Genomic DNA, 20584 nt, shown 5'->3' with positions numbered 1-20584 from the left:
TCCATACTTATTTTTAAAAAATATATATAGAATCTTTAAAGAAAATAGGCAATTATATGATTTCAAAAAAATAGAGTTGAGCATAATATCATGGATAAAGGGCCTTTTTATTTTGTTTATATACGAGAGTTTTAATATAAATAGGATTTATCGAGAGGAGAGGTGAATTTGTATAATTCTTATCCATATTCTTCAGGAGGTTATAAACCACCATATCCTGTAGCAGGAGTGAGTGATGAAGGTCAGGAAGATTTTTATCGGCAACCAAGTGGAAAGATATTTGCAAAAATATATGAAAAAGATACAGAAAGTCCGATTAAGGGTGTCAAAGTATCTATTTATAAAATGACAGAGGAAGGACGTATTTTATCTTCCCGCCAAAGTGATATTATTACTTTGTATACGAATGAATTCGGTGAAACCGATATAGTTGCTTTACCTACCCCATCTAAAGAGAACGGTTTAGATCCTTTAGGCTCTAAACCATATTCTGAATATGCTATATCCATCGAGGCTGCAGGTTATGCACCTGTAGTACTGCGGGGTACACAAATTTTCGCTGATGTTACAGCTGTTCAAAAAATGGAACTTATACCTGTTAGTGGAACAGAAGGACGAGATTCTGTTGAAATAATTGATATTCCCGAGCATACATTAACTGGACAATATCCTCAGCAAGAATCACAACAGGAACTACAACAAGAACATAAGGAACAACAAGAGTCAAGACAAAACTTAGATGTGGATGTTGTATTACCGGAATTTGTTATCGTTCATGATGGTCATCCGAATACGCCTGCTCCAAGATACAAGCTAAGGTTTAAAGATTATATTAAAAATGTTCTTGCTTCTGAAGTATATCCAACATGGAAGAAAGATGCATTGATAGCCAATGCACTTTGTGTCATTTCCTATACATTAAACCGGATTTATACAAATTACTATAAAGATAAAGGATTTACAATCACAGGTATTACACAGTTTGATCATAAATATACTCATGGCAGAAATACTTTTGAAGAAACTGATGATGTGGTAGAAGAAGTATTTAAACAATACATTGCAAAGCCTGGTGAAAACGCACCGCTTTTTGCGCAATATCGTGCTGGTAAAAAGCAACCATGTCCATTCGCAAGTCGACCAGGGATGCTTTATCAATGGGGGACAGCATGCCTTGCAGAAAGAGGAATGAATTATATGGAGATTTTAAAATATTATTATAAAAATGTAGAAATCCGTTTAGCTGACTTTATACAAGTAACCAAATCATTCCCAGGTTATAATATAAAGGAAGGAGATCAAAAAGGACCTGTTCGCACTATTCAGAAATACTTATTTCAAATAAGAAAAAAATATTCAAATATCCCTGAAATAATAATAAGCGGCACGTTTGATTCAAATACAGTAAATGCAGTCAAAATTTTTCAAAGGAATTTTCAAATTCCTGATAATGGAATTGTAGATGAGCTAACTTGGAATAAGCTAAATGATATATATGTATATGTGACAAATCTTCCTGGGTTTTACCCGATTTTGCAGAATGGTAGCCAAGGAGAAAGTGTAAAAATGATACAAAGTTTATTGAAAAGGTTTGGTTTTTACACAGGGGAAATAGATGGATTTTTTGGACTTGGAACTGAAAAATCAGTAAAGGAATTTCAAAAAATTAAAAGTTTTACTGTAACAGGAGTAGTGCGTAAAGAACTATGGAGATTACTTGAAGAATTACAATATACTGCAGGTACCTCAAGGGATTTGGAATATAACCCCATACCAGTACAGATAAATGCAGATCCAAATATTAAAACATACACACCTTCTCAAAATACAAACCAATTGTTTATTAATCCTTCCTCTACACCTTCTATGACAAATCCCTCCACATCTCATTACCCACAATCATTTTATAATCAAAATGATTACTATCCTAATTATTAATCATTGAAAGTAATAAAAATATAAAGGAGTGATTGCAATGAATTGTTATAGAGAGAGGGCGAATAGTTTTGAATGATTATCTCTCTTATCCATGGGATGCAGGAAAGCAGTTATGCTATCAACCAAATATATTTTTGAATAATCAACAATTTTTTTATGATACACAGGATACTTATCGCGCATCAAGTGGTAAGCTAATTGTGTCTGTTTATGAAATGAATACAGATAAACCAATCAAGGGTGCAAAGGTATTCGTTCGTAAGCAAGATGAGGGTAGTCAAATTATTACCACACTTCAAACAAATGATATTGGTTTAACAAGTGTCGTTTCTTTATCTGCTCCTCCTAAAGAATCTGCTTCAGATCCTTCGGGCCCTAAACCTTATTCAGAATATATCCTTACAATTGAAGCACCTAATTATGGTGTGAAAATAGTTAGAGGTGTACAGATTTTTGCGGGAACTACAGCAAAACAAAGAGTAGAAATGATTCCTATAAATCGAACAGGAGAGTTGCAATCAATAGAAATTATTGATGTACCTCAGCATAAATTAACTAAACAGCATTTAGAAAGACAACTTCAGCAGTACTCTATGTATTCTTCAGATATTCCATTACATGCATATAATCTACAAATACCACAATATATTATAGTTCATGATGGGAATCCTTATGAAAATGCTCCAAGATACAAAGTGGATTTTAAGGAATATATAAAAAATGTTAGCGCTTCGGAATTATACCCGAATTGGCCGAAAGAAGCTTTAAAGGCAAATGTCATTTGTATAACTTCATTTGTATTGAATCGTATATATAAAGAACATTATTTTGAAAGAGGGTTTACAATTAGTAGTTCTTCTTTGTTTGATCAATCTTTTAATTATGGAAGAAATACGTTCTTAGAAATAGATGATGTAGTTGATGAGATTTTTAATCAATACATTGCAAAACCTTATAGTATTGAACCGATGTTAATTGTATATAGTAGCGGGGTAAGAGATTATTTAAATGAATACTTCTGTAGATGGGGCAGTAAATATCTTGCTGATCAAGGTATCGATTATGTAGGTATTTTAAAAAGCTATTATCCATTTGCTCAAATTTATTTTTTGTAGTTTATTATAAATATGGATTATTTTTTTGGGTGTATGAAATAATTAATAAGAAATGGCACATAGATTCTATGTCAATTAAAGATTTATAAATAATTAATAATCGTAAAATAGCTCCAACTATAGATATAATTTTATCTCCACTTCATGTTTCATAAACTTTCTTCTTTAGTAGGGGGAATTTTAAGTTATCTGCTATATTAGTTTGAATAAAAAATAAAAAGAGGCACATTATAAATATGATGTGCCTCTTTTTATTTAAAAACATCTTAAAGTTAAAGTTTTTTAGTTAACTACAAATTTTTGCACTTTCGCATCATAGCTTTGTGCAACAGGAGAAAGATAATTATGACAAGAAAAAAACATATAATCATTATTCATGGAAGATCTACAAAACCACAACAATCTATAAAGCAAACTTTAGTTAATAACGCTCTAATAAATGGAATCCAGCGAATAAATAAAAAAATGGCAAAAGCAATTGAAGTTGGTGATGTAAAAGTAACGGTTGTATACTATGGTGATATTTTAAATCAGATATTGGTGAAAAATAGACTGGAATTAAAAAAAGAACTTGTTTGGATTTCAGATAATTGGTATGTTCCAGATAATACTTACAACAAACCCTTACAAAAGCTAATAAAACGACCTCTTGAAAAGCACACAAAAGAAGATTATGATCGATTAATTGAAAAACAAGAAATTATAAAATTTGGTGATGATTTAGCTACAATTGCGAGCCCCTTCTTATCTTTAATTGGAATAACTCAAAAAGTAATAAATAAACTCCTTCCAGATTTAGGTTCTTATCTAACTAGCAGGGTAGTAGGGTCGCAAATTCGTGAACGTTTGCAACCAATTTTAAGGGAATCTTTATTAGCAAATGATGATATTGCTTTAATATCACATAGCATGGGATGCATGGTTTCTTATGACGTTTTATGGAAGTTTTCAAGGATGAGTGAATATAAAGATTTATGGGAGAAAAAAATTTCATTGTGGATGACATTAGGTAATCCATTAGGCGAGCCTGCAGTGAAAAAAAGTCTCTATGATTCAAACGAACCAAATGATGGAATGTACCCAACTAACATTATAAATTGGATTAATATACGAGCTGTAGATGATTTTGTAGCACATGATGGTGACATAAAGGATGATTTTCATCAAATGCTTGAGAGGAATCTTATTAGAAGTATTATAGATGAGCCTGAAATCTACACATTTTGGGTAGATGAGAAAGGGAAATGTAACCCCCATAAATTATATGGATATTTGAATCATCCTGCTGTATCAGAAAAAATACTTAATTGGTTACAAAGTTAATTGTATAAACATATTTTATAAATTACTATAAAATACTTATTATAAGAGCCTAAAATTAGTTCAAGCCAACTAAACAATGAGCTCTTATAAATAAAATTTATTTTTAAATACAAATAATTTACGGAACAAGTAGTTTACTCCTTTCATTTCCTTTTCATTAAACTTAGTTCCCATAATGTTATAACTAAGAAAGAAATGTTAGTACAAAAATTTAAACAAAAAGGCATACCTTTAGGTATGCCTTTTTGTAGTTAACCTTTTATGCTTGTAAAGACATATTTAGTTTTGAACTAAATAGAACTGAGCCAACACTGTATAGCAGAATACTTGATTCCGGATATATTTGATCTTTCACAAAAGGTAGTACTAAAAAACTCCAGCCGAACGATATTTAAAATCTCTATAAATTGTAAGAGAACTTAACTAAATAACTGTAAGATGAATGAATCAATAAAAAAATTTTTTTAACTAATACTGAAATGCTATTGTCGCATACTGAATTAGATGTAGAACTCTTCAAAGTGTAGAAAAGAACTATTTATCATTATTTTTATTAATATACAAATAAAGCTTTATTCAAATTAATATATATTCGTATCTTAATATAAATTGTGTATATGAATTTAATAAAAACTTATAGATAGATTTTTTTCAGAATAAAATTCTCTTATTTAATTCATAATATAAAAGGTAATTTAAATCGTATAATTGGGAGGATTGAATTTGTCAAATAATGAAGCGCTAGATCATTGTGTGCAAATGAACTTAAATGATAATCAATTAATTGAAGCATCTCGTTTAGCAATTCAAGAAAATCCGGATAATGCGCCCGACTCTTATGGAGTACCAAAGGAAGCCATTGATAATACTGAAATGGCTTTAATAACAGCAAAAAAATGGAAGAGTGGCCGAACTCTACGTGTACGTTTTCTTGATGGGAACACAGTAATACAAGAAAAAGTTAAAAAATATGCTAATGAATGGAGCAGATATGCCAATATTAAATTTTTATTTGGTGATGATTCAAATGCAGAAATACGTATTACATTTCGACATAAGGGATTCTGGTCTTATGTAGGCACTGATAATCTAGGAATTCCTATAAATCAACCTACTATGAGCTTAACCGGTTTAACACCTGCAAGCTCAGAATCACAAATTTCTCGTGTTGTTTTGCATGAATTTGGTCATTGTATAGGTATATCACATGAACAAGCTAGTCCAGGAGCAAATATACCTTGGGACAAACCAGCTGTATATCGATATTATGCAGAGAATAGTGGTTGGTCTAAAGAAATGGTTGACCAGAATGTATTAGCTAAACTCAATCCACAAGGAGTTTCATTTACACCACACGATTCTAAATCAATTATGCAATATCCTGTGCCAAATGAATTAACTATCGGTGATTTTGAAATTGGTTGGAATACTTCTTTATCAGAAATAGATAAAATTTTTATAGGGAAGATGTATCCTTTATAAATTGAGCAATTTTTAGAGAAATATATAGTTACTAAGAGAATGTATCTCAAATTACTATATAAACTCTATTTTAAGTATGAAAACCAGGTTAATAATCATTTAATTTCGATATAGAAAGGATTAGATTTTGTGCCTAAAACAGTTAAAGTATGCATTGATAAAATATCACCTAATTTTTCTAAAGAAATAAGTCTTATTGATCAGTATAAGTGGGTACCAGGCCAAACAATAAATGTGTGTTTTTTAGAGGGGCTTCCTGAAGTGAAAGAAAAAGTCAAAAAACATGCAAAAAGATGGGAAGAATTTGCAAATATAAAATTGGAATTTGGAAATAATCCTGACGCAGAAATACGTATAGCATTTGACATGAATGACGGTAGTTGGTCGTATATTGGAACCTCCTGTAAGGAAGTGGATAAGAAGGAGCCAACAATGAACTATGGTTGGCTTCAACCAGACACTCCTGAAGTTGAATACTCAAGAGTGGTATTACATGAATTTGGACATGCCCTGGGGTGTATTCATGAGCATCAAAATCCGAGTGCGAAAATTCCTTGGGATAAAAAAGCTGTATATAAGTATTATATGGGCCCACCAAATAACTGGTCAAAAGAAGATGTTGATAACAATATATTTAATCGATACGATAAAAATATAACGAGTTTCACAGAATTTGATCCAACATCAATAATGCTCTATACGATACCCAATGAGCACACAATTGGAGATTTTGAAGCCATTGGAGGAGTAACATTTTCGGAAAAAGATAAGCAATTTATTCAACAAATGTACCCTTTCTAATTTCTAAATATTTTTGAAGTGAGCTACTACTATTATTATAAGAAAATTAAACAGTATTAGAAAAGATACTCATATTCATACAAATGGTATTAAAAAATGTATATTTGGGAGGACTAAATACATGTCTAATATGCAATTCGAAAATGATTTAATTTTCAATCAGAAATTAATGTCTTTACAACAACAAAATGCTCTGAATCGCTTTATTGAACGCTCAAACAAACGTGAACATCTCAAGAATGAATTACAGCATAAAAATCCATTGGAAGTAAGCAAACCAGAACGGGCTTCTTTTCGAAAAGCAATTATTAATCCACGGGATGGCTTAGCATTAGAGCGCATTATTGAAGGAAATGATTTATTTCCTATCTCTTATTTTGAAGCAGGACTTAAAGCTGCTAAGTCTGTTTGTAGAATTGAGGTTCGCGATCGTATTGGAAGGGTTCGCGGACATGGTACAGGTTTTCTTGTGTCGCCATCTTTACTCCTTACAAATAATCATGTTTTAGCAGATGAAGATGCTGCGCTTTTTAGTCTTGCACAATTCAATTATGAGTTGGGGTTAGATTTAAAAGAAAGAGAAATTAAAAATTTTCGTTTAGCGCCAAATCGTTTTTTTATAACAGATGAGAAACTTGATTTTACATTAGTTGCAGTAGAAGAAACATCTGCTGACGAAGCGAAATTAAGTGATTTTGATTTTTTACCGCTTTTACCGCATAAAGGAAAGATATTAGTTGGTGAGCACGTATCAATAATTCAGCATCCTTCAGGTGCACCTAAGATGGTAGCGAATAGAGAGAATAAAGTTCAAGATATATTTGATGATTTTATTCATTATGAAACAGATACACAGCCAGGTTCATCTGGATCAGCTGTATTTAATGATGAATGGATGGTTATTGCACTTCATCATTCAGGAGTTCCTGATCCAAAAGATAGTACAAAATATATAGCAAACGAAGGAATACGAATTAGTAGTATTGTACAGTTTGTTATGAATCAGTCTCAAAATCTAAGTGATGATAAGAAGAAATTACTTGACGATTTTTCAAAATCGTGGGAATTAGTTGAAAACACAACTGGAGAGTTAATTTCTGAGGAGTTACCTTTAGAGTGGCACAAATACTCGACAGGTTATGATACTAAATTTTTAGGTGATAATTATGAAGTTTTACATCCTAAATTACGTCCCGATCTTGAATCAGATATAGCGCTTCTCAAGAATGGAGAAAGAATATTAAACTATACACATTTTTCGATTGTTATGAGTAAAAAACGTCGTTTAGCTTACTATACTGTAGTTAATATTGATGGGGATAATTTGAAAAATGTGGGCCGTGAAGATGACTGGAATTTTGACCCTCGTATTGATAAAAAATATCAGTGCGGTGATGAACTATATATAGATAATGATCTTGATAGAGGACATCTTGTTCGTAGAAGGGATCCTGTGTGGGGAAATTCTGCAGAAGAAGCAAACAAAGATACTTTCTATTTTACAAATGCCTCACCACAACATAAAAAATTAAATCAAGAGACATGGTTGGGTCTTGAGGATTATATCTTGAAAAATGCTAAAAACTTTAACCTTAAAGTAACAGTGTTTACTGGACCAGTATTCCGAAGTGATGATTTGATTTATCGAGGAGTACAAATACCAGCAGAGTTTTGGAAGGTAGTTGTAATAGTTAAGCAAGATGGTCATTTATCTGCTACAGCTTATTTACAATCGCAAAAAAATTTAATAGATAATCTGGAATTTGCATATGGCGAATATAAAACATATCAAGTAGCCGTTTCGATAATTGAAAACTTAACAGGTCTTGATTTCGGTGAGTTAAGAAATCATGATCCACTTAATCAAATAGAATCGACAAATGGTCATATTATTGAAACATATGAAGATATAAACTTTTAAATTAAAGGATACACTAATCAATTACAAGGAGCATGTTTTTGAAAGATATGTCGAAATATGCTCCTTCTACTCCTTTTATACAAGTTTTTTTGAATGGAAATAATTTGTAATAAATAAAAAAAAGAAATTCCATTGTGCAGGATAAAAATATAACGTGGTTTGCAACGCGGCACAGCTTTCCTTTTAATTATCATACATGTAACAAGGAGATGAATATATGAATATGTACTCTGTTCGTATACGTAGTAATTTACATGAAGATTTAATGAAGTTAAAAAAACTTAATTTAGATTTACAATATCGTGCTGCCAGAAAAGTAGACAATGAGTATTATGAAGTCCCAGGAATTTTAACAAATTTGCAAATTGAGAAAGTTAAACAATCTGGTTAAGAGGTAGAGATTATTGATGACTTAAATAAAATTGCACATGAGAGAAGACAAGAGGTGTCTTCTATTAATCGCTTTACTACTTCTAATATTGTATCAGAAGAAATAACAGAGAACGTTCTTGGAGGCTATATGACAGTGGACGAAATTGAAACCGCATTAATTCAACTGTCACAACAATTTCCGAACTTTGTTACACTAATACAACTTCCTAATCAAACATGGGAGGGGCATTCAACACATGCTGTGCGATTACGAGTAGGAACAAATACAAATAGAGAAGGGGTTTTATTTACAGGAAGTATGCATGCCAGAGAGTGGGGGGGATCTGATATATGTATCAACTTTTTGCGGCAATTAGTCTCATCATATCAATCTAAAGCTCCACTAAATTTCGGTGGTAAGACATATACATTCAACCAAATTCGTGATTTCATGGAAGGCCTTGATATTTTCGTTTTTCCTGATGTAAATCCAGATGGAAAAAACTACTCACAAACAACTGATATAATCTCAGGTAATTCTTCAAATACGTGGTGGCGAAAAAATCGTAATCCTAATCATACTAATGGTGGTAACAATTTAGGAGTAGACATTAACCGGAATTTTGACTTCCTTTGGAATAGTGGAATCGGTACATCAGATAATCCAGCTGAAATTATTTATAAAGGAACTGCCCCTTTTTCAGAACCTGAGACAAGAAATGTAAAATATCTTTTTGACACTTATCCAAATATCTGCTATTACGTAGACATTCATAGTTATAGTGGATTAATTCTTTATCCTTGGGGGGATGATGATAACCAAGGAACTGATTCGAATCAAAACTTCCGTAATCCATCTTTTGATGGAAAACGTGGAAAACAAGGTGATACAGATTATCGAGAGTTTATTCCTGAATTAGATCAGAATACTCTGTTTGATTTGGCAAATAAAATGAACACCGCCCTTAATGCTGTAAGGGGCACCTCTTATACTGTTCAACAAGCAGTAGGACTCTATCCGACATCAGCGACTTCAGATGATTATGCCTATAGTCGGCATATCGTCGATTCAAGTAAAAATAAAATTTATGCTTTTACAATAGAATTTGGGCAAGAGTTTGTCCCACCATATGAAGAAATGCGTCTGATAATAAAAGAGGTTAATGCAGCGATGACAGAGTTTTGTCACTGTATTCAAAATAATAAATAATGGAAATCCCTCGACAAAATCGGCTATTTTTAGCCGATTTCTTTTATGGGGTACGGAAACGATTATGGTATGAGGGGCCAATCTGAGGTTTAATTACAAATCGGAAAAAGAACTTTATTCCAGTTCTTTTAATCTACGATACAGAGCGGCCTGACTTACACCTGTAATCTCCTCTATACACTCCTTTTTGTTTTGCTAACTATTCCTAAGTCTATTGGTACATTTGTAGAGAAAATTGGTGACCTTGAAAAGAAAGGAAGGCACTAGAAGCAGCTGCAAAGAATACAAAACATGAATGGAATATTTTGTTTGTACGAAAGGGATAAATGATTGTTGCATTTATTAATCCCGATTTATTTGATTTAAAAATTTACTTCTATACAGATGGTGAAAAGGGGATAACTCCGATTTTCCCAAGTTTATATTAAATTCGCATTTAACGTAAACAACAATTGTAGGAATCTAAAATTTTCATTTATCTAATCTAGAGAGAGTTTTTATATACCAATTAAAGTAGAATTTTAACTATTTATTTTTTATATAATAAAATTAAATATATAATGAATAATGTGTGACATTTAAAACCACTAAACTCTAGCAGGGAGAATAATAAAAGTTCAGCAATGTTGTATTGCTGAACTTTTATTATTTATTCTTTCCTATTCTTCCTAAGCTATCTTTGATAGTTGTTTCTCCAAGCTGTGTATATAATAAGGCCGTATCCTGGCTGGTATGTCCAAGTTGTTGCATCACTTGTAACGAGTCTTTTTCTTCCATATATAACTTATTTGCTAATGTATGTCTTAATTTATGAGGAGACATTTTTTTGCCAAAGGCTTTAGTATATTTTTCTACTATATCTTGGATAGCCCTAACAGAAAGAGGCTGTGCAGTATGTTTATACTTAGATAAGAATACATTTTGTAATTCTTTTCCTGGAGCATATTTGTTATTTCTAATCTCCATATATTTTTCAAGATCATTTAATGCAATTGGGGTAATCCAAACGGAATCTTCTTTGTTTCCTTTTCGGATTACATCAATTAGTCTTTCCTTTAAGTTTATATCTTCCATGCGGAGATCGGCCAATTCACTTACACGAATACCACTACCAAGGAAGAGGGATAGGATAGCTACATCACGCTCCTTATCTCTTAGGAAATAGAATAATTGATGTTTTGTTAAAGATTTTTCATGTTCGTACTTAACATAATTCAGAAATTCTTGATCATCATCATTATGGAATATTTTAGATCTCATACGTTTTGCACGAGCATTTAATGTTTCTTTATCTTTATGTATTTCAATTTTAGCCATTACATTTCTATAAAAATAGCATTCTCCATCTTCGTCCTCTGATAGGGAGGTGAGGTACTTAAATAAAGACTTTAAGGCCGAAATTTTTCTGTTAACAGAGGAATTTTGCATGTTTTGTTGTAGTTTTAGAAACCTCATAAAGTTCTCAACATCTTTTTTCTTTAAATTCTCCAAATCAGAGAAGGATATGTCTTTAATGGGCTTAAATTCAATAATTCGTTCAGATAATAGCCAATTAAAGAAGACTCTAAAATCATATACATAATTCAGTAGGGTGGAGGGAGAGGCATCATGCAATTCTTTGTACTCCACAAATTCTTCTATGTAAAAGGGCATCTCATTTAAATTCTCGTATAATTTCTTACGATGTACGGATTTTTGACGTTGTTTGCTGTAATCCATAAAAATCACCTCATATATACTATAACAGAAAATATATACGAACACAAGTTCGCGTTAAATTCAATTTTTACACAAACTTATTTACATAATTAAATTATGAAATACTAAAATATACACAAAATTGAATGATATAGTGTAGTTAGTCAAATGAAAATTATAGCTAACTAAGTGATAAATTTGTATAAGACCATAAAAATTAGTGTAAAAACTACATATAAATGTATGTAAAATAAAACAATTTTTTCATATAAATTCATACAAAAAAATCAATATATGAAAACAGTTTAAAATTCGTTATCTAACATGAATTGGCTAATTTAATCATGATTATGAGGGGTTAATTAGATCAACTTAAGAAAAAATCTTATAAATTAAAATGTAATCTACCATAAAAAATATTAATAACTAACTTAGCATTTTATGATTTTTATATAAAGCATGAATTATATAGACACATACCAATATACAGAGATTCATGCTATCGAGCTCGAAATCCCTAAATACTGTATTAGATTTTTAATTATACATCTTATTGTTCGTAAAATTGGTATTTCGTGCGAAGTTATAAGTGTTTGTTTTCCCACTTTTATAAAGGTATCATATACCTTACCTTTCATCAGTACAAATATCTTTTAGTTTCAGATACATTCAGCTATACATATTAATATTAATATTGATATTGATTAAATAGTTGCTTATAGGACATAGCCAGTGTATAACATTTTAATACAAAACAGTTAACTTTAACTCCTTAAGACTAAATAGATGGTGTATTTTACAAAATTTAATTGTTGTGATGTCGAAATAGAGCATTTCCTTTAATTCTTTTTATTGTACTTGATTTAGCTGAGCATTCCGCTAAATATTATTTAAATGCAGATTTTAAAATATCACTACTAAATTTCTCTTTCTGTCTCAATGATATAAGTATTCTTTTCATTTTGAGATTTATTCACTTGTTTTTTTACAAATATCTATGAGATGTGTTATGTAAACTGGTTAAAAGTATGTTATTGTAAATACCTTTGCCTTTTTTTAAGCAACATTCCTCCCTACTATATTCACTCAGTGTAACCTCATTCTGTGTGCTTTCTGCTTCATGTAAGTGCGAATCCGTACATCTGCATTCGCACTTACATGATATATGCCAATAATTCTTTATTTTTTCAGATTCATATATTCTTCTAGAGTTAGCTTTTCTTGATATATATTGTCAGAGATATCTCCTACATAACGAATATGCCAAGGTTCATATGCATAACCTGTTATACTTTCCTTACCTTTTGGGTAACGAATGATAAACCCTGCACGATGTGCGTTATCTTTCAACCATTTCCCTTCCTTCGTATTGGCAAAGGCTAGCTCTAATTCATTGTTTGCACTTTTAGAAGAAACATCCATAGTTAAGCCTGTTTGATGTTCACTGTGCCCTGGCTTTGCCGAGAAGCGATCCGTATGCTCTTGCCCATTCTTTTTGACATTGCTGGCATACAGGCCTTTTTGATATTCATAGGAACGAAATCCTGAAACAGCATTCAACTGTATACCATCTTGCCTAGCTAAAAGAAATAGTTTTTCTAACGCTTCCGCTGCCTCTTTACGAAGGTGACTCTTTTCTACCGTTCCACTAAATGAGAAGGGTACATTTGGTACAACTAAATCCTCTGGCTTATAGTTTTCGGGTAAACCATATTCCTTATTTACTACAGCCTGTATACTAGCAAAAGAGCTTGCTATCTTACTTGAAGCTCCATTTTGCTTTCTATTTTTTTCATTATTTATGGAGTTTTCACTAGTTTCATGGTTTGTCTTATATGGTTCTTTACCAATAGATATATTAGTGTAAACTATAAAGATACCTAATATTACTACTATACAAGTTAAGGTTCCTACTAATTTAAGTCTCATCATTCATTTCCTTCCTGCAACGCCTACTATTACTCATTCATCATACTGTAACCATGTCATATCCATATTAATTCTTTGTGAACTTTTCTTCATAGCGTATTACTTAATAGATTGATAGTATATCCTCCATTCTGTTGACACCTTTAAAATATCAGTTCTATTCATACATGTAGAAAAATAATTTAAGAATTTGTATAATAAGATATGAAGTGTAGCATTCTATTATAGAAGGGTCTTGGTATAATGCTAGGTATTGATGTAAAAAAAACAAAAGAAGAGTTAATAATTTCATGGCAATTGGCGGAGGTTACGATCCCATTAAGTGATGTGCTTGAGGTTACCGAAGATGCTACCTATGCGGGAGTTGAAGAACCAACTGCAATCCGTATTGGAACAGCATATGGGACAACTGACCGTATATTAATTAGAACTGTAAAACAAAATTATGTATTATTTACTACAAACAAAGTGTCGATTTTAAAAGCTATTTTTGCTTAAATATGGTCATATACATAGACTCAAACAAAGTTTGAATAAAGCAAAGGAGAGAAGTCATAGAATAGACTCCTCTCCTTTGTTTAATTGAAATGAATATTATAATCCATACTCACTTCAGTATAGCTTTTATAACATAAGAACATCTTACTGTTTTGATTCTGGTATTATTAATCAAATTAAGACCAAATCCACACATCATCATTATTTTGAGTGCTATTGTTTACCTCATGCACTTTTTCGATACGTATTCTCTTTCCTTTCATATCACCCACCACTCTCTGTACTAATAGGAAGTAATTTGTATAAATCCTCCTTATGTTAACTAAAATACTTATTGTTTATATTTTTTTATTGTTATATAATATTTCATGTCTTTACTTATATGCGATTAAGATATATCGGAATTAGAAAAAGGGATCTTTCGAGATTCCTTTTTCTATTTAAAATAAAAAAACCAGCGGATTCGCTACCTATCCATATTTCTCGCCTCACAGTGATTCCTTTATATTATTTTATTATATCCTACCCTTTTGGATCTATTTATTTAAATGTATAATTATAATTAACTACTTACATTTTGAATCGAGGTGACAATCATGAGGACTTTTGGTTCATTATTGATCTCTACTATCTGTTCAACAATCCTTTTAGTTTGGAATTCCTTTTCTTTCTATACTGGATTCATAGCAGGACATACATACTACTGGGTTAACGGAATCATAGCCTTGATTTTCCTTCTATTCTTTATCCTAAACATGCGAGATATTAGAAAGAAAAACTACAAAACATTAGGAAAATAGGAGTTGATTCATATGTGGAAAAAGATTAATAATTATAAGTTTCATCTAAAAGATTTGAAATTTATGACTTGGCTATTCCCAATTGTCGGTTTATTATTCGCTTATGAATTCTTCTCTGGCCTAATATTCCACCAGGAGGTTCGTTGGCTCAAGTTAATATGCATAACAATAATGATTATAGGATTTATAGATATTAGAAAAAAGATTAAAAACAAAGATTATAGAGCGGCATGAATTTACAAACACTCTTGAGCTCATTTTCAAATCATGGCATTATAGTTTCGAATCTTACTGAATTAAATCTACATTCAAAATAGTACATTAATAAAATTATTTTTATTAATGTACAAGCCTACCTGTGGCAATAGTCTCAGGTATTTTTTCGTTCATTGTATTTGTTTGTTTTATTATCTTTCCTTAAAAACAAACAAGACGCCTCCCAAATCACGGCAGCGCCTCCGATAATTGCTATAAGCTTGATCAAACTTATTTATCCTCACATTATTTATTTCTTTGCTTCCATACCCCATTATCTTTACGATAAGTATTCTTGCCATCCATGAAGTCAGCAGTTTTACCCGGAATGCTATATTTCTTATTCTTTTTCTTAGCCTTTTTCTTCAGCCTTTTCTCTTCTTGAATAGCTTGCAAATCCGCCTTCCATTGTTTCAACAAATCCTTTTCATGTCGCATCGAATTTGTACCCCTTGGATTAAAATATGAACCAAATAATTAGATTCTACCTATTTATATAGATATCCTCTAATCCAATGTACCAAGTTATTTTTTCCTTTTTAAATAGAACAACAATATATTAAAATATTCTATATATCCAAGGAGGTTTGTCATGCTCAACTTTCATAAAGAATTACCCCTATTAGGATTCTTTTTGTTTGTATACATTTTTATTGGTATCATCTTTTTATTACTATTCCTTAGTGTATAGTAGATTTTCCTTGGCGTTCATAAAAAACATCGAAATACAGCATTAGGTTCTTTACTTTGTTTATATCATTTAACTAAACTCTTCATAATTTGAATTTCAGCTTCAATTTTGTTTTGTCAACTCATTCCGTTGAGTTATGTATATAAACACCATCAAAGTAAAAATACTCATTACCTTAATAAAACTCTTGAGAACACCTTTCGCAATTTCCAATAGAATTATCGGCTGATGAAACATGATGATTGTCAATTAACACTGGATTCTCAATCATTTCCACATTCCTCCTTAATTTAAGGTAGGAGAAAACATTTGGTATAATATAAGTGCTTTATTATATGTGTTTTCTTCAAACTGTCTTAGGTGAAAAGCAGTTTTTTATTTTTTCGATAGTACTTACTAAGTATTTCTGTTAATATTTAGTTACCGATATGTGTATCAACCGGCCTGTGCTTCTGTACGGGCTTTTTTGATGCTTACACGCTTCGTAATACCCAGGAACCTGCCTATTAGTTGGGGAATTCTACTAGATTCCCGAATATTAAGACAAACAAAAGCCTGCCCTATTAACTCTATAAAGACACCATTACAAACATAATCCCTTTTAGCTTCTATAGATTATCAACTTTTTCATAATATTTATTAGATTTTTTTATATTCATATTTTTGTAACATCTCTATATAAAGTTTTAATATTTTATGTGTTAAACTTAAAACATTCCAAGAAGTCCTTTACTTTTAGAATCGACAATTCTTCAATACCCTTAGTCTTGCCCTGCATCCCCTGCAGGGCTTTTATCATTTAGCTAAAGGTTGGTATAGGTAAACTTTTTGTACGTTTCTTCAACCTTATCTGTGCTGTTATTTACACCTCTAGCTCTTAAATTCTTTATGATCCACAAGTTTTCTTTCGTTCGTATTCATCTCTCTGCTATTTATCCTTTATTTTTCATCCTTAGTAATCCGTGTATTGATGCGTTCCATAACTTTATCCTTAGTTAGATTTTCAATAACAACCTCTATTTTCCTAAAATTCAATCAAATCTTTATAAATTTCTAACGAGTATTAATTGATAGGAATCCCACGGCATAAAATGGAATTTATTCTCAAAAGTTATTAATTATTCTATCTGTCAAACTATTAGTTTATCTCTTCTTCATATTTTAATTGTCTTTTAACCACGATCAAACAAATAAAATACACAAATAGGTAAGGAGCATTAGTATGATTATACAAGAAAAATTATCTTTTTCAGATCTAGATTCATTAGATTCAACTACCGACTCCATAATGGATGCGTTTAAAGATCTTTATGGAATACTTCCTGATGAAATTTCAGTAAATAATGAGACGTTTCCAATTCATAATAAGCCTGCTATTACTGAACGTTATGATCATGCTTGTTATAAAATGCTGGGACCTTTTATATTTCGAGATCCTGAAAAACCTTCGAAAAATGAAATAACCCTAAAGGAACAATTTGTATGTAATCCTAATAATGAAGAAAAAGAGATTGTAGTGACCATAGAAGAACAATGGGTAAATATACAATCTTGGACTTCGAAATCTATTACAGGTTTAACTTTAAAATCAGATCTCATCATTGCAGGTAAATTTCAGTCGGGTAATGAATTTAATATTTCGACTTTTGTAGGCGAAAGTAATTCAAAATCAATTCATATCTCTCCTTCAATTGAACATTCTATTAAAGTGCCTCCAAATAGTAAAATCAAAATAGCAATGATAGGAACATTAATTACTGAAGTTTTACATTTCCAATCAATTATAACAGTACAAGGCATGTTTGGTGCATGTTTTCCACGTATGGTTCGTGGACATTATGTTGGGTTTAAAAGTGCCGGTCACATCCTAAATAAAACATTTGGAATAATTGAAGGATCTATTAACAATACAGTACTTCAGGATATTGAAATGGATATTAAAGGGATAGAACCTTATTCCTATAAACAAAAAGTGATCAAGTAGTAAAGTTAAAAAACAAAAAAATATACTGTTTTTTGATTCTATATCATATATAGATCATTAGAATAAGGAAAGGGAAAAATCTATGGCTAATCGTACTTCAAAATCACTGAATGGGGGAATATCAATTGTCAAACAAAAATGAGTTAAGTTTTTTCATTATTAGATTAGTATTGGGGTTAACTTTTTTTGCTCATGGACTAACAAAATTTCAAGATGGCATTCATAATACGGAAAATTTCTTCAACAGCCTAGGAATATTCGATTGGCTTGCATATCCAGTAGCAATTCTTGAACTAGTGGGTGGAATTTTAGTTATTCTGGGGCTTGGTACACGAATTATTTCAACCTTATTTTCTTTACTTATAGCCGGAGCCATTATTACTGTGAAATTTGATCAAGGATTTATAGGAGGGTATGAATTTGATTTATTATTATTGGCTGTTTCTTTATTTTTTGTAGTAAATAACAGCCACTCTATTTCATTAGATAAATTCCTATCGAATCGTAATAATAAACAACAACAAACTCTATAAACATAAATTTTCTCCTCAACACGTAAATTTTTATTTTGCGAAGAGGCTTATTTATATGAATTACTCAATTTAGATTCGAAAAAAATAAAAAGAATCCCTTATATTTTGAAAAAGTTTTTTCAAAATATAAGGGATTTATAATTTACTTTTAAATTATTGTATAAAAGGACTTCAACTTTTGGTTACATAAATACCTTCTTATCTTTTTTAAAACGCTCTGTATGCATTTTCTCAGTTGTTAATACCACTTTCTGTGGAATCTTATATAATGGTAGTTTATCTTTACAGAACTCTCTTAATCGCTTTCTAAATTCACTTACACTTTCATTTGTTCTTAATTTAACCACAGCCTTAACCATTTGCCCTGTGATTCCATTTTTTTCACCAACAACAGCAACCTCCTCTACTCCATCCATTAGCTGTATTACATTTTCAACTTCAGCTGGAAATACTTTTTCTCCGCCAATATTTATAATCTCTGATTTTCTTCCTAAAATTTTAATATAATCTCCATCTACTTCCACCATATCTCCTGTCATAAGCCATCCATCTTGAGTAAATGGACTTGGAGCATTAATATAACCAATCATTGTAGACATTGATTTGATCTGCAACATTCCATCCACTACTCTTGACTCAATATTCTTATCGCTTAGTTTGATCCACAAAGAATCATTCGATTTAGATTGTGAATATAAAACTCCATATTCTGACAACCCATACATTTGTGTAATTTTAACATGAGGGAATATTTCGTTTATTTTACTTAGTGTAGCCTCAGGCATAACTTCTGATCCATAAGAAATGGTCTGCAAACTATTTAAATTATACTTTTTATAAACCTCACTCAGTATAAGTAGATTTATAAAAGTTGGTGATGCGGGTAAAGCTTGTACTTGATGTTTCTCAATCATGTTACATACTCGATTAGGGCTACGATCATCAATAATTACCAAACACCCTGAGCTGGAAATGATTTGGAATAGAGTATTCACTCCTCCAATGTGATCAAATAACATAAATGGTATAACGCGTTTTGCACTCCTTGCAACACTGTACTTCTTTTGAAGTAATGTAAAATCATGTACAATTGCTTTACTACGTCCAGTTGTACCAGATGAAAACAATACTAATCCTGGATGTTTTAACTTTTTCAGTTTTAATAATAATTCATTTTGAATGTAATCTCTTTGTATATTAATTATTTCAAAGCTTCCGCTTTCAACTTTAATCACATTTTCTAATTCAACTATTTCATAGTATTCTTTCTTCTTACTTTCAACCAATGAATTTAAGATCGGTACTACAGTACACCCTAATTCAATAAGTGCTAAAAACATTGCTATAGAGTATGGAGAATAATCAGCTTCCAAAGAGACTGTTGTATAATCTATCTTTCGATGTTCATTTAACTCCTTTGTATAAATCTTTATTTGATTTAGAAACCACTCATATGTGTAAGTTTTCTCCTTCCAAACAATGGCTTCGCAATCTTTATTCATTTCAAATCTTTCAAATAAAAAATCAATATACATACCTAACCTCCTTTTTAATTTTCTCCTTTAATATTTTGTTATGTTAGTGATTTTAATTGTTCCTGGCATTCTAAAATATACGCAACTAATGCTTCTATTGTTTTAAATGGGCTATTATGTTGTGACATTGTATCTAAATTCACCAAATCAACTGATAAACCTAATTCATCTTCTAACCCTTGTTCAATACTTACCAGTAAAGATACCAGCCCTAACGAATCTAAATACCCCTCCCAATCATAAAGATGTGCTTTCAAGCCTTTTTCAAGATCAATTTTATTTTCAAGATTTTCATTCACTTCTTCAACACAGCACAATACAATCTGAATAATTTTTTCTTTATTTGTATCTTTCAAGTAAATACACTCCTTTTATGAATCATCTTTTTACTATGAAGATTCCCTTCCAGCAACTCTAGTACTGTATAATATGAACACTAAATACACTTATTCTTCTACTGATAAAGTTTGTAAGTATACGTAGTAGCCTTACTCTCCTT

General features: G+C 31.0%; 18 protein-coding genes. 13 read left to right on the top strand and 5 right to left on the bottom strand.

The features are described 5' to 3' along the window. Nucleotides 1–168: 168 nt before the first annotated feature. The 8 genes from ACUN13_RS27830 (at nucleotide 169) to ACUN13_RS27795 (ending at nucleotide 10162) form a co-directional block, all read left to right on the top strand. Nucleotides 169–1938, top strand: a complete 1770-nt coding sequence (locus ACUN13_RS27830) for a peptidoglycan-binding protein (protein WP_409532386.1) — start codon at nucleotides 169–171, stop codon at nucleotides 1936–1938. Nucleotides 1939–2006: 68 nt separating this feature from the next. Beyond that, nucleotides 2007–3053 carry a SpoIID/LytB domain-containing protein gene (locus tag ACUN13_RS27825; protein ID WP_119684309.1) on the top strand — a complete coding sequence of 349 codons (1047 nt, stop codon included), beginning with the start codon at nucleotides 2007–2009 and terminating at the stop codon, nucleotides 3051–3053. Between the two features lie 345 nt (nucleotides 3054–3398). Continuing rightward, nucleotides 3399–4376 carry a hypothetical protein gene (locus tag ACUN13_RS27820; RefSeq protein WP_168455132.1) on the top strand — a complete coding sequence of 326 codons (978 nt, stop codon included), beginning with the start codon at nucleotides 3399–3401 and terminating at the stop codon, nucleotides 4374–4376. Nucleotides 4377–5099: 723 nt separating this feature from the next. Then, a complete protein-coding gene (locus tag ACUN13_RS27815) occupies nucleotides 5100–5858 on the top strand; it encodes a M12 family metallopeptidase (protein ID WP_168455131.1) in 759 nt (252 codons plus the stop codon). Nucleotides 5859–5987: 129 nt separating this feature from the next. Further along, nucleotides 5988–6659, top strand: coding sequence for a M12 family metallopeptidase (locus ACUN13_RS27810; protein WP_001127113.1), 672 nt, complete (start codon nucleotides 5988–5990; stop codon nucleotides 6657–6659). A 121-nt stretch (nucleotides 6660–6780) separates the two neighbouring features. Continuing rightward, nucleotides 6781–8580 carry a DNA/RNA non-specific endonuclease gene (locus ACUN13_RS27805; protein WP_000069115.1) on the top strand — a complete coding sequence of 600 codons (1800 nt, stop codon included), beginning with the start codon at nucleotides 6781–6783 and terminating at the stop codon, nucleotides 8578–8580. Nucleotides 8581–8797: 217 nt separating this feature from the next. Beyond that, on the top strand, nucleotides 8798–8971 hold the full coding sequence (locus tag ACUN13_RS27800) for a hypothetical protein (protein WP_409532385.1): 174 nt from the start codon (nucleotides 8798–8800) through the stop codon (nucleotides 8969–8971). 135 nt (nucleotides 8972–9106) lie between these two features. Further along, nucleotides 9107–10162, top strand: a complete 1056-nt coding sequence (locus ACUN13_RS27795) for a M14 family metallopeptidase (RefSeq protein WP_438906354.1) — start codon at nucleotides 9107–9109, stop codon at nucleotides 10160–10162. 645 nt (nucleotides 10163–10807) lie between these two features. On the opposite strand, the gene xerS is transcribed toward ACUN13_RS27795, so the two are convergent. Continuing rightward, nucleotides 10808–11881, bottom strand: coding sequence for a tyrosine recombinase XerS (xerS, locus tag ACUN13_RS27790; RefSeq protein WP_000386620.1), 1074 nt, complete (start codon nucleotides 11879–11881; stop codon nucleotides 10808–10810). A 1158-nt stretch (nucleotides 11882–13039) separates the two neighbouring features. Next, on the bottom strand, nucleotides 13040–13789 hold the full coding sequence (locus tag ACUN13_RS27785) for a D-alanyl-D-alanine carboxypeptidase family protein (protein WP_025687810.1): 750 nt from the start codon (nucleotides 13787–13789) through the stop codon (nucleotides 13040–13042). A gap of 243 nt (nucleotides 13790–14032) precedes the next feature. On the opposite strand from ACUN13_RS27785, the gene ACUN13_RS27780 reads away from it, so the two are divergent. The 3 genes from ACUN13_RS27780 to ACUN13_RS27770 all read left to right on the top strand — a co-directional run bounded on the left by ACUN13_RS27780 (nucleotide 14033) and on the right by ACUN13_RS27770 (nucleotide 15321). After that, nucleotides 14033–14287 (top strand): SunI/YnzG family protein, encoded by a 255-nt coding sequence (locus tag ACUN13_RS27780; protein ID WP_088346602.1) that lies wholly within the window; start codon nucleotides 14033–14035, stop codon nucleotides 14285–14287. Nucleotides 14288–14883: 596 nt separating this feature from the next. After that, nucleotides 14884–15087: a hypothetical protein gene (locus ACUN13_RS27775; RefSeq protein WP_088346604.1), complete on the top strand. Its 204-nt coding sequence runs from the start codon at nucleotides 14884–14886 to the stop codon at nucleotides 15085–15087. A gap of 12 nt (nucleotides 15088–15099) precedes the next feature. After that, nucleotides 15100–15321, top strand: a complete 222-nt coding sequence (locus ACUN13_RS27770; RefSeq protein WP_025688918.1) for a hypothetical protein — start codon at nucleotides 15100–15102, stop codon at nucleotides 15319–15321. Nucleotides 15322–15588: 267 nt separating this feature from the next. Here ACUN13_RS27770 and ACUN13_RS27765 read toward each other — a convergent pair whose 3' ends face one another. Then, nucleotides 15589–15780 (bottom strand): hypothetical protein, encoded by a 192-nt coding sequence (locus ACUN13_RS27765; protein WP_088346606.1) that lies wholly within the window; start codon nucleotides 15778–15780, stop codon nucleotides 15589–15591. 1475 nt (nucleotides 15781–17255) lie between these two features. Here ACUN13_RS27765 and ACUN13_RS27760 point away from each other — a divergent pair. Together ACUN13_RS27760 and ACUN13_RS27755 are read left to right on the top strand one after the other, a co-directional pair. Next, complete coding sequence (locus tag ACUN13_RS27760; RefSeq protein WP_088346608.1) at nucleotides 17256–18017, top strand: hydralysin-2; 762 nt, start codon at nucleotides 17256–17258, stop codon at nucleotides 18015–18017. 125 nt (nucleotides 18018–18142) lie between these two features. After that, complete coding sequence (locus tag ACUN13_RS27755; RefSeq protein WP_025687804.1) at nucleotides 18143–18550, top strand: DoxX family protein; 408 nt, start codon at nucleotides 18143–18145, stop codon at nucleotides 18548–18550. Between the two features lie 182 nt (nucleotides 18551–18732). On the opposite strand, the gene ACUN13_RS27750 is transcribed toward ACUN13_RS27755, so the two are convergent. Further along, a complete protein-coding gene (locus tag ACUN13_RS27750) occupies nucleotides 18733–20085 on the bottom strand; it encodes an ANL family adenylate-forming protein (protein WP_409532383.1) in 1353 nt (450 codons plus the stop codon). Between the two features lie 38 nt (nucleotides 20086–20123). Further along, nucleotides 20124–20441 (bottom strand): hypothetical protein, encoded by a 318-nt coding sequence (locus ACUN13_RS27745; protein WP_016082896.1) that lies wholly within the window; start codon nucleotides 20439–20441, stop codon nucleotides 20124–20126. Nucleotides 20442–20584: the final 143 nt, after the last annotated feature.

The organism is Bacillus cereus group sp. Bce041 (assembly GCF_052646455.1).
Note: the sequence above shows the minus strand (reverse complement) of the source record. Positions and strands in the feature narration are given on the sequence as shown.

Coding starts and splice junctions, on each gene's coding strand:
- ACUN13_RS27800 (WP_409532385.1), top strand. CDS start 8,798: ATGAATATGTACTCTGTTCGTATACGTAGTAATTTACATGAAGATTTA.
- ACUN13_RS27750 (WP_409532383.1), bottom strand. CDS start 20,085: ATGTATATTGATTTTTTATTTGAAAGATTTGAAATGAATAAAGATTGC.
- ACUN13_RS27805 (WP_000069115.1), top strand. CDS start 6,781: ATGTCTAATATGCAATTCGAAAATGATTTAATTTTCAATCAGAAATTA.
- ACUN13_RS27770 (WP_025688918.1), top strand. CDS start 15,100: ATGTGGAAAAAGATTAATAATTATAAGTTTCATCTAAAAGATTTGAAA.
- xerS (WP_000386620.1), bottom strand. CDS start 11,881: ATGGATTACAGCAAACAACGTCAAAAATCCGTACATCGTAAGAAATTA.
- ACUN13_RS27785 (WP_025687810.1), bottom strand. CDS start 13,789: ATGAGACTTAAATTAGTAGGAACCTTAACTTGTATAGTAGTAATATTA.
- ACUN13_RS27775 (WP_088346604.1), top strand. CDS start 14,884: ATGAGGACTTTTGGTTCATTATTGATCTCTACTATCTGTTCAACAATC.
- ACUN13_RS27780 (WP_088346602.1), top strand. CDS start 14,033: ATGCTAGGTATTGATGTAAAAAAAACAAAAGAAGAGTTAATAATTTCA.
- ACUN13_RS27760 (WP_088346608.1), top strand. CDS start 17,256: ATGATTATACAAGAAAAATTATCTTTTTCAGATCTAGATTCATTAGAT.
- ACUN13_RS27765 (WP_088346606.1), bottom strand. CDS start 15,780: ATGCGACATGAAAAGGATTTGTTGAAACAATGGAAGGCGGATTTGCAA.
- ACUN13_RS27820 (WP_168455132.1), top strand. CDS start 3,399: ATGACAAGAAAAAAACATATAATCATTATTCATGGAAGATCTACAAAA.